The sequence below is a fragment of the Rodentibacter pneumotropicus DSM 21403 genome (genome assembly GCF_000379905.1).
GTDB classification, from domain to species: domain Bacteria; phylum Pseudomonadota; class Gammaproteobacteria; order Enterobacterales; family Pasteurellaceae; genus Rodentibacter; species Rodentibacter pneumotropicus.
The window spans coordinates 37,276-54,837 of sequence record NZ_KB904046.1; the positions used below are offsets into that span (position 1 = coordinate 37,276).

General features: G+C 39.2%; 6 protein-coding genes. 2 read left to right on the forward strand and 4 right to left on the reverse strand.

Features of this window, described 5'->3' with window-relative positions:
• Nucleotides 1–601 precede the first annotated feature (601 nt).
• Entirely contained in the window at nucleotides 602–10,666 is a 10,065-nt protein-coding gene (locus tag A3GE_RS11080) for a YadA-like family protein (protein ID WP_018356079.1), read from the forward strand.
• A 439-nt stretch (nucleotides 10,667–11,105) separates the two neighbouring features.
• Here A3GE_RS11080 and guaA read toward each other — a convergent pair whose 3' ends face one another.
• From guaA to guaB, 3 genes are all read right to left on the reverse strand, one after another.
• On the reverse strand, nucleotides 11,106–12,665 hold the full coding sequence (gene guaA, locus A3GE_RS0104480; protein WP_018356080.1) for a glutamine-hydrolyzing GMP synthase: 1,560 nt from the start codon (nucleotides 12,663–12,665) through the stop codon (nucleotides 11,106–11,108).
• A 63-nt stretch (nucleotides 12,666–12,728) separates the two neighbouring features.
• Complete coding sequence (locus A3GE_RS11560) at nucleotides 12,729–13,643, reverse strand: hypothetical protein (protein WP_018356081.1); 915 nt, start codon at nucleotides 13,641–13,643, stop codon at nucleotides 12,729–12,731.
• 147 nt (nucleotides 13,644–13,790) lie between these two features.
• Complete coding sequence (guaB, locus tag A3GE_RS0104490) at nucleotides 13,791–15,254, reverse strand: IMP dehydrogenase (RefSeq protein WP_018356082.1); 1,464 nt, start codon at nucleotides 15,252–15,254, stop codon at nucleotides 13,791–13,793.
• Nucleotides 15,255–15,388: 134 nt separating this feature from the next.
• Between guaB and birA the strand changes: the two genes are divergently transcribed.
• The gene (gene birA / locus A3GE_RS0104495) at nucleotides 15,389–16,294 is read left to right on the forward strand and encodes a bifunctional biotin--[acetyl-CoA-carboxylase] ligase/biotin operon repressor BirA (protein ID WP_018356083.1); all 906 of its coding nucleotides are present in this window, start codon (nucleotides 15,389–15,391) and stop codon (nucleotides 16,292–16,294) included.
• A gap of 40 nt (nucleotides 16,295–16,334) precedes the next feature.
• On the opposite strand, the gene A3GE_RS0104500 is transcribed toward birA, so the two are convergent.
• Entirely contained in the window at nucleotides 16,335–17,162 is an 828-nt protein-coding gene (locus A3GE_RS0104500; RefSeq protein WP_018356084.1) for a DUF5718 family protein, read from the reverse strand.
• Between the last annotated feature and the right edge of the window lie 400 nt (nucleotides 17,163–17,562).

Sequence of the window (17,562 nt, forward strand, 5' to 3'; positions counted from 1 at the left end):
ATCCGGTGGATATTGCCGAGCCATTTAAAACGATAACGATGTTTTTAGGGGGGAGGAGAGCCATGGGAATATTGTGGTGAAAAGATAACTAAATTTTGTGGGCTAAACCTCAGGCTAAAAATATCGACAAAATCGATCTAGAAATGGGTAAACGTATATAACTTTACTGTTTTGGAGATGAGTTTGCTGCGCCGTTATATCAAAGGGTATTCGGTGTGGCATTTTGTGCATGATTTTTTAGCAAAGGTAAAGCTATTTTTACTCGGTTTATACGCTTTAGGCTGAAAATTTGCTCGTAGTTGAGCATTTAACTTACGACTAAAAGCCAACAAATTAAGAAATGAACATCGTGACAGGTAAAATTTCTGTTAGTGATGAACAATAATTTTAGAGGTTTATATTTTAGTCTGAAGGACTCGCTCTACTATACTATTGGTAGCCAAACATATACTAAGATAAACATATGGACAAACTTATTCAAGTCCAATAGTTACCAATGTCTGAGAGAGCGATAAACCACGATTATTTACGCTGTATAGGGAAATTTTACAGATGGTTCCATTCCTGAAGATAACCCTGAATTTAAAGGACAAACAAATATATGAATAAGATTTTTAAAGTCATTTGGAATCATGCGGCTCAAACATGGGTTGCGGTCTCAGAACTTTCTAAAGTCAAGGCAATTTCCTCTTCTTCTACTTCAACTAAGCCTGACTCATTGAGTACCAATTTAATCAAAACAATTGTAGTTACACTGCCATTTGTGGTTACACCTACTGTAGCTAATGCGTATGTTGAGATTCCTGGCGTAGCAAGATCGGGACAAGCTAATCCTAGTGCAAATGCTAAACCTGCCGATAAGGCTTCTGATACAAGGGTATACGATTATAAAAACCCTGGTAATAAGTCTTACCACGATGCCGATAAAAAAGGCGACTTGTCCGGTCGTTATTCAAATGAGGGAGAATATGCATTTGGTATCGCAATTGGTAATAAGAGTGATGCTGTTAGAAAAGATGGTGTCTCAAGTGGTATTGCAATCGGTGATTATTCTCAAGCAAAAGCCGGGTTAGCTACTGCTGTTGGTGCATTCTCAAATGCAGAGGATGTAGGTTCAACGGCAATTGGTACTGCTGCTCGAGCAAAAGGTTTTAACTCTCTTGCAGTGATGCGTCAATCTGCTGCGATTGGTGACTATTCTGCAGCAATCGGTTCTGTCGCCTATGCAAAAGGGAATGCAAGTTTTGCATTTGGGGCGTCCGCGACGTCAAATGGTAATCAATCTATTGCGATTGGTAACGTAGCACCTAAGACTCTTGATGGTTTACCTGGAGGTGGGGATGTGAACAGAACCCAGTATGATGGTTTAAGTAATACTCAATCAAATGGTGATCGTTCTGTGGCAATAGGTTCAGGAGCGAAGACAAATGGTAATGATTCCTTTGCATTTGGCTCATTGGCCAGCACCGGTGAATTTTATTCAGAACATGATAGTTACTTAGGTGAAAAAGTAACTAAACCCGGTTCTTCGAGTGCAGAAAAAGCGATCGCATTTGGTACAAGTTCAAGAGCAACAGGTAATTCATCTATTGCTTTTGGTTACAATTCATTAGGTGCTAAAACCAATTCTATTGCATTCGGTATAGAAGCTAAAGCACGTAAGAATGATGCTGTCGCATTTGGTAGTAATGCTAATGCAAGCGAGGCTAATGCGATTGCTTTTGGTAGTAATGCCCAAGCGTTACATGAAAATGTAATAACTATCGGTAAGGATTCAAAAGCGACTAAAAAAGGTGCGATGAGTATTGGTGAGAGTGCAATATCTAATGCCAAGAACTCGTTGTCTTTGGGTAACGGTACTGTTGTTAATCAAGAAGACATTAAAAACAAAAATGCAAAATATACAAATGATAATTTTGATATCGAGTACGGTGTTGTTGCTATCGCAAATAAAGGTTCAGAGCGTCGTTTAGTTAACTTGGCAGCGGGTCGTGAAGACACTGATGCAGTAAATGTTAAACAATTATCTGAAGTTAATGATAATTTAGCAAAATCTATTGCTGGAGACGGTTATATTGGTTATAGCATTGATAGTGCTACCGGTCGCTACACTTATAAAGCGCCTGAGTTTGATATTAAAAATCAGAAACTGAATAATGTAAAAAAAGCGGTAGAACTCGCACAAACTAACTACGTAAGTGTTAATGCTGATAAAAATAAACAGAAAGAAACAAATAGTAATTATGATAATTTAGGCGCTAAAGGTACAGGATCGATTGCATTGGGTGAAATGACCGGTACAGGAGCAAGTGCGAAAGATTCAATTGCAATCGGACGTAATACTAATGTAACCGGAGCTAATACTATTGCTATTGGTGCAAATATTAGTGCGGGTACGAGCGGTTCGGTCATTCTTGGTGATAATTCTACAACTACGGGATCACATGCAACGGAGACGGTAGCAAGTAAAACGATTGGTGGACATACTTACAACTTCAGTGGCTCTGTTCAGGATGCTGGTCGCTTTGTAAGCGTTGGTGGAAAAGGTAAAGAGCGTCAAATTAAAAATGTAGCAGCAGGGCATATTGAGGCCAATTCGACTGACGCAATTAATGGTTCTCAGTTGTATGCTGTTGCATCACGAATTGAACAAGGTTGGAAAATTACAACTGATAAGACCGGTTCAGGTGAAGTAAGCGGCAATAAAGAACAAAAAATTGCAATGGGTGATACTGTTAAAGTCATTGCAGGTAATAACATTAATATTACTCAAAATAATGCTAGTTTAACAGTTGCTACTAAAGAAAATGTTACTTTCACAAAAGTAACAAGCGGTAACACAACTTTAGATGATAAAGGTTTAACAATTAAAGATGGACCTAAAATCGCTAAAGATGGTATTGATGCTGGTAGTAAAAAAATTACCAATGTTTCAAATGGCACGATTAATGCAAATAGTAAGGATGCGGTAAATGGTTCGCAACTTTTTGCTACGAACCAAAATATTACAAATAATGCCAATAATATTGCTAATAACACTCAAAATATTTCTAAAAATACAAGTGAAATTGCTAAAGGTTTAAATTTCCGAGGAGATAATACAGGTGTAACTGTAAATCGTAAATTAGGAGAGACATTAAATGTAACCGGTGGTGCAGCAGAAAATAATTTATCCGATAATAATATTGGTGTTGTTGGAACAGCAGGCTCAAGTTCGGTCCAAGGCAGTTTGGCAATTAAATTAGCAAAAGATCTTAAAGGTTTAAATAGCGTTAATACCAAAGAAATTAAACTTGGTGATCAAACAAATAACACGACTATTAAGCTCGATGGTAATCGTATTAAATATGGTGACAAGAATATTGCTAATTTAGGTGATGAAAAACATATTACAAAAGGTGAATATGCTGTTCAGAATGATGGTTCTGTAACAATGACTTATACCGATGGTAACGGAAAAGTAGTCACAAATGAAACTGCAAAAATCACGGGTATTGCCAAACAAGATCTTTCCAATATTAATAATAGTGGTGAAACTAAGATCAAAAACTTAGCGAAAGCTACAATTAATATGGAGGATGGTAAAAATACTAAAGTATCGTACCGTGATGTGAATGATGTTAAAACATTTAAGGTAGATGTTGAGGGTGCTTTAGCGAATATTACTTCAATTACTAACGGTAATAGCTCAGGTAAAGTTGAGTTCAGACCGGATGGTAGTGTAAATATTAGCGGTAATAATTCAATCAGCCTAAATGGTAAAGACGGTCACATTACAGGCTTAACCAATACCGATTGGAATGTAACCAACCCAACTCCGGTATCTGGTCGTGCTGCTACGGAAGATCAGTTAAAAACGGTATCTAATGTAGTAAACAAAATTGGTGATAACAATATCAAATTAGGCAGTAATTCAGGTACAACTGAGGAACAAAAGCTATCTAAAACGGGTGGTTTGCAATTTAATGTGGTAGGTGGAGATAGTGCTAAATACATATCAACAACCGCTGCAGGTACGAATGTTACTATTGATTTAACGAAAGATACAAAAGACAAAATTGATAATGCCGCGGGTAAAAGCCTAACCAATATTACTAATGAAGGTAAGAAAGTCATTACCGGATTAGGTACAGTTGTTGAAGCCGGCACTAACGTAGTGGTAACCAATACAACTGATGCTACAACAGGCCAAAAAACTTATACTGTTAGTGCAGTAGCTCAAAACTTAGGTGACGCAGAGCTATCATACAAAGCTAACGGTGCGAATTCACAAAAAGTTAAAGTATCACAAGGCTTAGATTTCACAGATGGTAACTACACAACCGCAACAGTAGGGGCAAATGGTAAAATTCAATACGATGTAAACGTAGGTAATATTACAACCGGAGCAGATGGTAAAGCAGGTATTGATGGCGTAAATGGTAAAAACACTGTTGCAACAGTGAAAACTGTAGTTGAGGCAATTAACAACAGTGGTTGGTTAGCTAACGCAACAAAATCAACAGGTGAGCTGGATGGTACATCAGTAGCAACTAAAGTAGCCCCAAGTGCGGTCGTAAATTTCGATGCCGGCAAAAACTTAACAGTTAAACAAGATGTGACGGATCCTAATAACCAAACTTATACTTATTCTTTATCAAATGATATTGCGATTGGTGAAAAAGGTGAACCGGGTACACCAGGTAAAGATGGTGTCGATGGTAAGATCGGCATCAATGGTAAAGACGGTTCGGCTGTGGTTATTAATGGTAAAGACGGTTCAATCGGCTTGAATGGTACAAACGGTCGTAATGGTTTAACTATCAAAGGCGATAAGGGCGCTGTTGGTGTTGATGGGACTGATGGGGCGAACGGTAAAGATGGTATGACTCGTATTATTTATAAAGATGATAAAGGTACTAATCACACTGTTGCAACATTAGAAGATGGACTAAGATTCACCGGTAATAATGAGTCTGTTGAAAATAAACAGAAACTGAATACTTTAGTAAAAGTACAAGGTGAAGGTGTTAATGAAACCACAGCTAAAACCTTTGAATCTGCTGCAGGCAATATTAATGTTGTCGCAGATGGTAGCAATAAGTTAGAAGTTAAGCTTAACAAAGATATTAACTTAACTGATAGAGGTTCTATAAAAGTAGCCAATACTACTGTAAACAATAGCGGTATTACTATTACTAACCCGACTGATACAACTAAAACAGTATCTTTAACAAACTCAGGGCTGAATAATGGTGGAAACCAAATTAAAAATGTAGCCAATGGTACGAATCCTACAGATGCAGTTAACTTAAGCCAGTTGGATTCGGTGAAAGCAGCAGAACGCCATATCAAACCAGGTGAATACAAAGTAGATGACACAGGCACAGTAACCATGAACTATGTTGATGGTGATGGTAAGGATGTTGCGGGTGAAGCTAAAATCACAAATATTGCAAAATCAGATTTAAAAAATATTACTAATGACGGTAAGAAAGTGATTACCGGTTTAGGTTCGATTGTTCAATCCGGTAGCAAGAATGTTACGGTAACACCAAGTGAAGACCAAACAACAGGTCAGAAAACCTATACGGTTTCTGTTGCAGAGCAAAATCTTGGTGATGCGCCATTAACCTATAAAGCAAATGGCACAAATGACCAAACTGTTACTTTATCAAAAGGATTGAATTTTACAGATGGTAACTATACCGCTGTATCTGTAGATAAAGATGGTATTGTTAAATATGAGGTTAAGTTAGGTGCAACTCCAACCACCCCAATGGATGGTAAGAATGGTAAAGACGGTGAAAATGGCATAGCAACAGTTCATCAAGTTATTGATATCGTAAACAACAGCGGATGGAATGCAAATGCAACCGGCAATGTAAACGGTAGTTCCGTAGCGAAAACTGTAAAACCTGGCGCAGTAGTTAATCTGGATGCAGGTAAAAATTTAACTGTCACTCAAAGTGGTACTGATGAAAATCAAACCTATAGCTTTGCGCTGAATAAAGACCTAACTAATTTAGATAAGATTGTTGTAAACGGCAAAAATGGTGCTGATGGTAAGGATGGTGTGACAATCACGGGTCCTAATGGACAAAATGGTGAAGATGGTAAAGTCGGAATCAGCGGTAAAGATGGCAAAGATGCAATTTCTATCTCTGGTAAAGATGGAGTTGGTCACATTGGCTTAACTGGCCCTAAAGGTGCTGATGGCAGTGATGGCGTATCAGCTGATATTTCTGTAAAAGAAGGCAAAGCTGGCGTTGATGGTAAAGATGGAATTACCCGTATTGTTTACAAAGATAAAGATGGCAAAGAACATGAAGTGGCAACGCATGATGATGGTATGAAATACTATGGCGATGCAATTGCGAGTACAAATGTCATCAAAAAACACTTAAATGAACAAGTAAACATTGTAGGTGGGATTACGGATAGAAACGAACTTTCGGAAGAGAATAACATAGGGGTTATTTCCGATGGCTCTAATAACTTAACCGTTCGTCTAGCTAAAAATCTTAGCGGTATTAATTCGATTGGTGGAAATAACTCATCAATTGTCTTTACTGGTAAAGATAATAATGATCCTACCAAATCGGCTGTAACCATTAAGGGCGGAGATGTAAGTGTTGATGGTAATAAAATTACGAACCTTAAAGATGGTGATGTAAGTGCAACATCTAAAGAGGCTGTAAATGGTTCACAACTTTATAATGCAACCAATGCAATCAACACTAAAGGCTTAGATTTTGGCACTCAATCAACAGGTAACGATTCGGTTATCCATAAAAACTTAGGTGAAAAACTTGAGATTGTGGGTAAAGGCGAAAAAGCAGATACCGAGTATGATGCAACTAACATTAAAACCATCACTGAAAATGGAAAAGTTGTTGTCGCTTTAGCGAAAGATTTAACAGCAAATAAAGTCACAGTTGGCGAGAAAGGTGCTAACGGTAAAGATGGCATTGACGGTACTATCGGCGTGAATGGCAAAGATGGTTCATCAGTAGTTATCAATGGTAAAGACGGCTCAATCGGCTTAAATGGTAAAGATGGGGCAAATGGTTTAACTATTAAAGGTACTGATGGAAAAGCGGGTGTTGATGGAAAAGATGGCGAAAGTAAAACACGTATTATTTATGAAACCAAAGATCCAAAAGACCCGAGTAAAACTATTACCGAAGAAGTGGCAACGCTTAACGATGGCTTAAAATTCAAAGGTGATGACACTACAGTTATAGCTAAAAAGCTAAATGAACAATTAGAAATCGTTGGTGGCGCGGATAAAGCTAAGCTAACAAAAGACAACATCGGAGTGAACAGCAAAGATGGTAAGTTAAGTGTTCAACTATCAAAAGACCTTAACGATATTGAGACTATTACAAATGGCCAATCAAGTGTTGTGTTAAATAAAAGTGGTGGTACAACCATCTCTGGTGGTGATGTAAGTGTTGATGACAATAAGATTACCAATATTAAAGCTGGCGATGTAACTGAAACATCTACTGATGCAGTGAATGGTTCTCAGTTATATAACATTCAGAAAAACCTTACTGTTAAAGGCTTAGATTTTGGAGCGCAGTCCGGTGATGATATTCACAAAAATTTAGGTGAAAAACTTGAGATTGTGGGTAAAGGCGCACAAGCAGATGACCAATATGATGCAACAAATATCAAAACCATGACTAAAGACGGCAAGATCGTTATTGGTTTAGCTAAAGATTTAACAGCAGATAAAGTGACTGTGGGTCAAAAAGGCGAGAACGGTAAAGATGGCATTGACGGTACTATCGGCGTGAATGGCAAAGATGGTTCATCAGTAGTTATCAACGGTAAAGACGGCTCAATCGGCTTAAATGGTAAAGATGGTGCAAATGGTCTAACTATTAAAAGTGCGGATGGAAAAGCGGGTGTTGACGGAAAAGATGGTGAAAGCAAAACACGTATTGTTTATGAAACCAAAGATCCGCAAGATCCGAGTAAAACCATTACCGAAGAAGTGGCAACACTTAACGATGGTTTAAAATTCAAAGGTGACAAAGGTGACTCTATTGCTAAAAAACTCAATGAAGAGTTAGAGATCTTAGGGAAATTAAATGCGAATGCTAATGTTACAGATAAAAACTTACGTGTTGATAATGAAGGTGGTAAGTTAATTCTTAAAATGGCTAAAGAGCTACAAGATTTAACAAGTGCGCACTTCATTGATGAAATGACAGGTAGTAAATCTGTTATCAATGGCAGAGGTTTAACCATTACACCAAAAGATGCTCCTGCAAATAAAACTGTTAGCGTGACAGACAAGGGGTTGAACAATGGCGGAAACCAGATTGTTAATATTGATAGTGGTTTGAAAGATGCTAATGGTAATAAAGTATCTTTAACAGATGCTAAAGGTGATACATTAAACAATGCTGTTAATGTTGGTGATTTAAAAGAATCCATTAACAATATTACTGATCCATCAAAAGGCGGCGGATTTGGTTTAACGGATGAAAATGGTAATGACGCTAAAGCAAAACTTGGTGAAACAGTAACCGTAAAAGGTGATGGCAGTGTAATCACTAAAGTTGTTAATGAAAATGGCAAAGCTAAGTTACAAGTCGGCTTAAATAAAGATGTCACTATTGGTAATGATCAAGAATCAGGTGTTATTACTGTTAAAGGTGAAAATGGTCAGGATGGAGTTTCTATCAATGGTAAAGATAGCTCTATTGGCTTAAAAGGGGCCGATGGTAAAGATGGTATATCCTTGAATGGGAAAGACGGAACTATTGGTATTAACGGTAAAGATGGTTCGAAAGGTGCAATCACTGTTGTTCAAGGTCAAGCTGGTCTTGCTGGTAACGACGGTAAAGATGGCAAAACTAAAACCCGTATCGTTTATAAAAAATCAAATGGTGAAACTGAAGAAGTGGCAACACTTAACGATGGTTTAAGATTTACCGGTAATAACGAAGTCGTTAATAACAATAAATTAAATTCTGTTGTGACCATCAAAGGTGAAGGTATTGATAAAAATGCATCTGATAACTTTGAATCAGCAGTGGGCAATATTAATGTTAAAGCTGATGGCAAGGGTACCTTAGAGGTTCAATTGGCTAAAGACTTGAAAAATGTTGATTCTATCTCGAATAAAGATGGTCAAAAAATTGAGTTCAAAGCAGGTGGAACAACGATCTCTGGCGGTAATTTAAGTGTTGACGGTAACAAGATCACTAACGTGAAAGCGGGTGAAGACGATACTGATGCAGTTAATGTGAAGCAGTTAAAAGATGGTATTGCACAAGCAACGACAAAAGTTGATGCAGGTAAAAATATCGAAGTGGTACCAACTAAAAATGCCGATGGTAGCACGACATATACTGTGAAAACCAAAGATAATGTTGATTTCACTTCTGTAACCACAGGCAACACAACGATGAATGATAGTGGTATCACAATCAGAGCATCTGACAATGGTAAAACCAATGTGATATTAACCAATAAAGGGCTAGATAACGGTGGTAACAAAGTTGTAAATGTTGCTGATGGTGAAATTAGTTCAACATCTAAGGATGCTGTAAACGGTTCGCAATTACACAACGTTAAGCAAGAACTGGCTAGAGAAGGCTTGAACTTCAAAGGTCAAAGCGGACAGAGTATTCATAAAAATCTTGGTGAAACACTTGAAATAGTCGGTAAAGGTCAGAAAGCTGATACTGAATACGATGCAGTGAACATCAAAACTTATGAAGAAAACGGCAAAGTTGTTGTCGCCTTAGCGAAAGACTTAACGGCAAATAAAGTCACGGTGGGTGAAAAAGGTGCAAATGGCAAAGATGGTGCCGATGGTTCCATCGGTGTCAACGGTAAAGATGGTTCGGCAGTAGTTATCAACGGAAAAGACGGCTCAATTGGCTTAAATGGTAAAGACGGCAAAAATGGCGTATCTATCAAAGGTCAGGATGGTAAAGTTGGCGTTGATGGGAAAGATGGTGAAACTCGTTTGGTTTATGTGGAAAAAGATAATCCAAATAAAACTCACGAGATCGCTACTACTGATGACGGCTTGAAGTTCACTGGTAATAATGAAGTAGTGAATAACAACAAACTTAACAGTAAAGTTACAGTGAAAGGTGAAGGGGTTTCTAAATTACAATCTGAAAACTTCAAATCCGCAAAAGGTAACATCAATGTTAAGGCCGATGGTAAAGGTACTTTAGAAGTTCAGCTTGCAAAAGATATTGATCTTGGTAACGATGGCTCTGTAAGAGCTGGTAATACCGTTGTAAACAATCGTGGTGTTTCTGTGAAAAATGGTCCAAGCATTACTCAAGAAGGTATTGATGCTGGTAGCAAACGTATAACTGACGTTGCACCTGGTGTGAAAGGTACGGATGCCGTGAATGTTAACCAGTTAAAAGGTGAAACAGTGGACATCCGTAATGATATGAACAGACTGGATAAAAACCTCCGTGCAGGTATTGCAGGTGCGATTGCAACAGGTGGTTTATACCATGCAACATTACCGGGCAAATCAATGGTGTCTGCAGGTGTTGGTACCTATAAAGGTGAAGGTGCAATTTCTGTAGGCTACTCACGCTTATCGGATAACGGCAAAGTGGGAATTAAATTCTCTGTGAATACCAATTCTCGCGGTGATGCTGGTGCAGCAGCAAGCATGGGGTATCAATGGTAATTAGTTCTTATAACTAATAAAATATTGTAAAGCTCAATCTTTATTTAAAAGATTGAGCTTTCTTTGTAGCTATGTAAGTATCTATTTCTGAACTAAAATAATCAGACACATCTGAAATTAATCTGATAGATCTTGTTTAAAATTTCGAGCCTGTCAGATTAACCTAAGTTTGAATCCCTTTCTACGTAAACTTATTTCCCGTTTTGCTACAATATCAAAAGCAGAATTATAAGTAAGCTGTACTACCTATTTATCCATATTTTATTGAAATGTTTTTTTAGGTTAAAAATATGTCGGTTTAATTTATTGTGGTGACAAATTTCATTTTATTCGACAAAAAATAAACTATTATGAAACACTATGAAATAGAAAAGCCCTGATATTACAGGGCTTTGAGCTATTTTTGAAATGGATTGAAAGGCTATGAAAAGCGGGATTTTTATTCCCACTCAATCGTTGCAGGTGGTTTTCCACTTACGTCATATACGACGCGGGAGATACCATTCACTTCATTGATGATTCGGTTAGAGATTTTGCCCAATAACTCGTATGGCAAATGTGCCCAATGTGCAGTCATAAAGTCAATCGTTTCAACCGCACGGAGAGAAACAACCCAATCGTATTTACGTCCGTCACCCATGACACCCACGGATTTTACTGGGAGGAATACGGTGAAGGCTTGGCTGACTTTGTAATACCAATCTGCTTTATGTAATTCTTCGATGAAGATCGCATCGGCACGGCGGAGTAGGTCACAGTATTCTTTTTTCACTTCGCCTAACACACGCACCCCTAACCCCGGACCCGGGAATGGATGGCGGTTGAGCATTTCTGCCGGTAAACCTAGCGCCAAGCCGATTTTACGTACTTCGTCTTTGAAGAGTTCACGCAATGGCTCAACCAAGCCGAGTTTCATATAATCCGGCAAGCCACCCACATTATGGTGTGATTTGATTACATGGGCTTTGCCTGTTTTGCTGGCGGCAGATTCGATTACATCAGGATAGATAGTGCCTTGTGCCAACCATTTTACATTTGGCAATTTTTTCGATTCATCATCAAACACATCGACGAATACTTTACCGATGATTTTACGCTTCGCTTCCGGTTCATCCACTCCTGCCAATTCGCTTAGGAAACGATTTTCTGCATTCACTCGGGTGATATTTAAGCCAAATTTATTACCGAACATTTCCATTACTTGATCGCCTTCATTTAAGCGTAACAAGCCGTTATCTACAAATACGCAGTGTAAGTTTTTGCCGATAGCGCGGTGTAATAATAAGGCGACAACAGAGGAATCTACCCCACCTGATAAACCTAAAATCACCTCATCATCGCCCACTTGTGCTTTAATACGGGCTACAGCATCTTCAATGATATTTTCTGCCGTCCATTTGGTTTCACAACCACAGATATTCACCACAAAGTTTTTCAATAATTCTAAACCGCTTTTCGTGTGGGTGACTTCAGGGTGGAATTGAACGCCGTAGAAGTGGCGGTTTTCATCAGACATTGCTGCAATCGGGCAGGTTGGTGTTGTACCGGTGATTTGGAAGTTTTCCGGTAAACGAGTGACTTTATCGCCATGACTCATCCAAACATCTAATTTATTATCGCCATCGTTGAGGTTCGCAAAAAGTGCGGTCGAATTTTCCAATGAAACGGAGGCATAACCAAATTCACGGTGATTGGAGGTTTCCGTTAAACCGCCCAGTTGCATTGCCATAGTTTGCATACCGTAGCAAATGCCAAGCACAGGCACACCTGCATTAAATACATATTCCGGCGCACGCGGACTGTTTGCTTCCGTGGTGCTTTCAGGTCCGCCGGAAAGAATAATCCCGGTTGGATTAAACTCACGGATTTGTTCTTCCGTGACATCCCACGCCCAAAGTTCGCAGTAAACCCCAATTTCACGCACACGGCGGGCAATCAGTTGGGTGTATTGTGAACCGAAGTCGAGGATGAGAATTTTATGGTGGTGAATGTTTGTCATGTTGTTCCTTTATGTTGTTAGGAAATTGTTTCCATAATGTGGATATAATTGAAGTTAATACATTTAACAGTTTGCTTTAATTGATTTTATTAGATAATACCCATTTTGATTTTCTAACGTGACTAATGCTGTTGCTTTACATTGTGTTTTTGTCGCTCTAAATGTGTAATTTACCTGATATTGTTCAGTATTTATAGGGGTAATCTTTTGCACTTTTAAGGGTTCTTTTAGTGAGGAGTAAAAGCGATATATATTAGTTTGGTTAAATGGACCTTTACCACGTTTTGCTGGAATAACATAGGCAACAGCCAAATCACCATCAGCAATAGATAACGCATCGTAGAATCCTTTTACCACATCGTAAGCTGATTGAATATATTGAGTATCCGTATTTTGAATGTCTCTAACTCTGGTCTGATTTAAAGATTTTAAATCAATATATTGAATGTTATATTGATACGCAGTATTACTATTTAAATAGCTAAATTGGCTAGGTGAGGCAATTGTCATAAATTCTATGGCATTATCAGAATATCCCCATCGACCTAAAACAGCACCTAACTTTGCGTTTGCAAACCCTGTTTGTTGACCCGTGTAACCATTATATATTGCGTGAAATCCTATCACAGAACCTGGTAATTGTGCATATTTTTCGGCACCAGCAGCCCAAATGATCGCACAAGATGAATAGCATTCACTATAAGGGAGAACGGCCGTTGCAAATCCTTTTTTATTAATGTACTCACCGATAGACATACCTTCATAGGCTGCTCCGCCTTGACTATTGAGTAAAAACAAGCCTTGTCCATAATTAAAGTTTCTACTGACATAGCGAACTTTATCAAAGTCACCCTGAGTAATTGGACCTGCAATTACCACTTGGTAGCCATCTGGAGAATATATATTAGCTGCATTAGTTGAAAAACTAAATAAAGCAGAGGCACTTGTGAAAATGATGTTTTTTAGAGGTTTTTTCATTGTTTTACCAGTGTCATGATGATATATAAAAGACGGTACACAGATAAGTATACTTTCCCCTTGTTTCTAATTGTGTCCACACACACATTGTGGGCACAATTTTATTTTGAGGTGGAAAAAGTCAAAATCGACAGCACTTTTCTTTCATTACCCCATCCGATAATTCGGGGCTTCTTTAGTAATCGTCACATCGTGAACATGGCTTTCTTTAATACCTGCACCGCTGATTCGTACAAATTCCGCTTTGGTGCGGAGTTCGTCAATGGTGGCACAACCGGTTAAACCCATACAGGAACGCAAACCGCCCATTTGTTGGTGGATGATTTCTTTTAAGTAGCCTTTGTAAGGGATACGTCCTTCAATACCTTCCGGCACGAGTTTGTCGGCGGCGTTATCCGATTGGAAATAGCGATCTGATGAACCTTTTGACATTGCTCCCAAAGAGCCCATACCGCGATAGGATTTAAACGCACGCCCTTGATAAAGCTCAATTTCACCAGGTGCTTCTTCCGTACCGGCAAACATTGAACCCACCATGACACAATTTGCACCGGCAGCGAGTGCCTTGGCGATGTCGCCAGAGAAACGGATACCGCCGTCAGCAATAACCGGAATGCCACGATCTTTCAAGGCTTCCGCCGCATCAGCAATCGCGGTGATTTGTGGCACGCCCACACCGGTGACGATACGTGTAGTACAGATTGAACCCGGTCCGATCCCCACTTTTACGGCACTTGCTCCTGCATCAGCCAATGCGATGGCACCTTCAGCTGTGGCAATATTACCGGCTATGATAGGAAGGTCAGGGTATTTCGCGCGGGTTTCACGCACACGTTGTAGCACACCTTCGGAATGACCATGCGACGAGTCAATAAGTAAAACATCGACACCGGCTTTGACTAAAGCATCAATACGTTCTTCGTTCCCTGGACCAGCACCCACTGCCGCCCCCACACGCAAACGCCCAAATTCATCTTTACAGGCGTTCGGTTTACTTTCGGCTTTTTGGTAGTCTTTTAGGGTAATCATCCCTTTTAATTTGAAATTGTCATTGACCACCAATACTTTTTCCACACGATTTTCGTGCATTAAGCGGAAAATTTCTTCACGGGTCGCCCCTTCTTTGACAGTGACTAATCGCTCTTTAGGGGTCATGAAATCCGCCACTGTTTTGTTTAAATCTGAAATGAAACGGGTATCACGCCCTGTAATGATTCCGACTAAATTTTTCTCTGCATCAACCACCGGATAACCGGCAAAACCGTTTTTCTTGGTGAGTTCAGCCAGTTCCGCAAGCGTGAGTGTAGGGGACACTGTGACCGGTTCTGAAACGATACCGCTTTCAAATTTTTTCACCTTGCGCACACGATCTGCTTGGCGTTCAATGGACATATTTTTATGAATAAAACCAATACCGCCTTCTTGAGCAAGAGAAATTGCCAATTTGGTTTCGGTTACCGTGTCCATTGCCGCAGAGAGCATAGGGATATTCAGGCGAATGGTTTGAGTGAGTTGGGTTGAAAGATTAGCGGTGTTTGGAAGCACGGTAGAATGTGCCGGGACAAGAAGAACATCATCAAAAGTGAGGGCTTCTTTTTTGATTCTAAGCATAGCAATATTTCCGTCGTTAAAAATGAATGTTAAAAAATATTGCGGCGGGATTATACAGATTTTGTACCATTTTGAAAATGAAATTTTTAGGTTTTATGCTATGATCAGCAAACGTTTTCGTGATGGGAAAAAGTATGAATTTGGCATTGCTAAGCTGTTTGTCTGATTGTATGCCTAAAGTGCGGTCAGAATTGGCGAAATTTTCACAAAATATCGCTTTTGATGTGCAGCAATTGCGGGCATTGGGGCTAAATATTGAAGAAAATAACGCATATTATCAACTCATACCGCAATTACCTTTATTAAATTTTCACCAAATATCAACCGCACTTTCACCTTATAGTGTGCATTATTATCCAGTCATTACTTCCACAAATGAGTGGATTTTGCAGAATATTGCCCGTCTTCAAAAAGGCGATCTTTGCCTTGCGGAATATCAAACCGGTGGTCGGGGACGGCGGGGGCGTCAGTGGTTGTCACCTTTTGCAGGTCAAATGATATTTAGTTTTTATTGGACGTTTGATCCGAGAAAATCCATTGAAGGGCTCAGTTTGGTGGTTGGCTTGGCGATTGCAGAAGCCTTCGGCGTGCAAGTGAAATGGCCGAATGATATTTTATTTGATGGGCGAAAGCTGGGCGGTATTTTAATTGAGATTGCGAATGTAAAAAACGATGGGTTAAACCTGGTGATTGGTGTAGGAATTAATGTGTCCTTACCGGAAAAAACAGCCATTAACCAACCCTACGCGCAATTGTGTGAAATCGATCCAAATGTGGATCGTCAGACGTTATTCCCTAAATTAATCCAACATCTTTATATACGCTTAACACGCTTTGAAAAAGAAGGGATTGATGAGGAATTTCAACGGGCGTGGCAGAAACACAATGCATTTTCACACCAAGCGGTGAATGTGATCACTGAGCAGGGTATCGTCCCCGGTATTGAGCGGGGCATTGATGAGAGAGGGTATTTGCAAGTGCAATGTGGAAATGAACTGCGTACCTTCAATGGAGGGGAAGTTTCCCTTCGTCGAAAATAAGTGCGGTCAAAATTTTCGCTGTTTTTAACCGCACTTAATGCTAGATCACTTTTTGCACCAATGCAGAAATATCATGCTCGAACTGCTCTTTTTCTGCCATTTCAGCGATTTGACTGTGGGTGTAGCGCTTGGCGTTATACACCGCGACAATACTGGTATCACCAATTTGTAGAAAATGATGCTCACCAAAATCGGTGTAACGTGTTGCACCAATGCTGATGATCGCTTGTTTCGGATAATTCGCAGCTTCAAGTAAGGCGGAAATATTATTCATCGGACCTTCATCAGGCTGATTATTCATCCGATCGATAATCCAATCTAATAATTTTTGATGAAAATAATTATACCCCACCGCAGGGCTATCAATGCCATACTCATTCATCATACCATTGCGCTTGTGGAAACAGGCGATGTGGAAATCATTCAATACACCGCCTTCGTTGAAATGATCTAATGCCAACCAATTTGTCGAAATACCTTTGGATTTTTCGCCCCAATTCTTTTTCTCACAAATTTTGCGAGCATTTGGGCGGCGAATGGAGCAGTCGTTATAGGCTGCGAAATGGGTTGGCAAAAGTGCGGTCACTTTTCCGTGAGAATATTGAATATCACATATTAATGCAATTTCCGGTTCAATTTGTAAATTATCTGCATCATTCGGGAAACGGATCTCTGAATATGAAAGGGGATAAGTGGACAGAAATTGATATTCACCCAAATTTTCACTTGGCACATAAAAGGGGAAAATCGCTTTCGGTTGCATAGCCTCTACTGTTTTTACTTGCAAAAAATCTGCCGCCTCCCCAGCTTGTTCCAAATGCCCTGCAAAATTGCCCGCTACGCCTAAGCCGATAAAAGTGTTGTTCATTGAGTTCTCCTTTTGTAACACTGCTCGAATTTTACAGTTTCTATCTTAGAAAATCATTAAAGAGCAGACTGAAATTTATCCAATTAGAGCGATATTTAACCAAAAGCTCATTTTTTTAAATTTTTTTATAAAAATCACTTGCGTGGTGTAAAAAAATCCCTATAATGCACGGCACACAACGACGCACTGTTGTGAACCTTTAAGATTAGCAGTGCGTCGTTATTTTTTGCTCTTTAACAACGAATCAGACAATCTGTGTGGGCACTTGTTGATTGACTTATTAAAAATATTTTAATTTTGAAGTCTTAATAGGTGCTGAAACTAGAAATTCATATTACTTTAGGTCATATTACTTTAAGTAGTGTTTTATTATAGCGAAGCAGTTTATTGAGCGATTGAA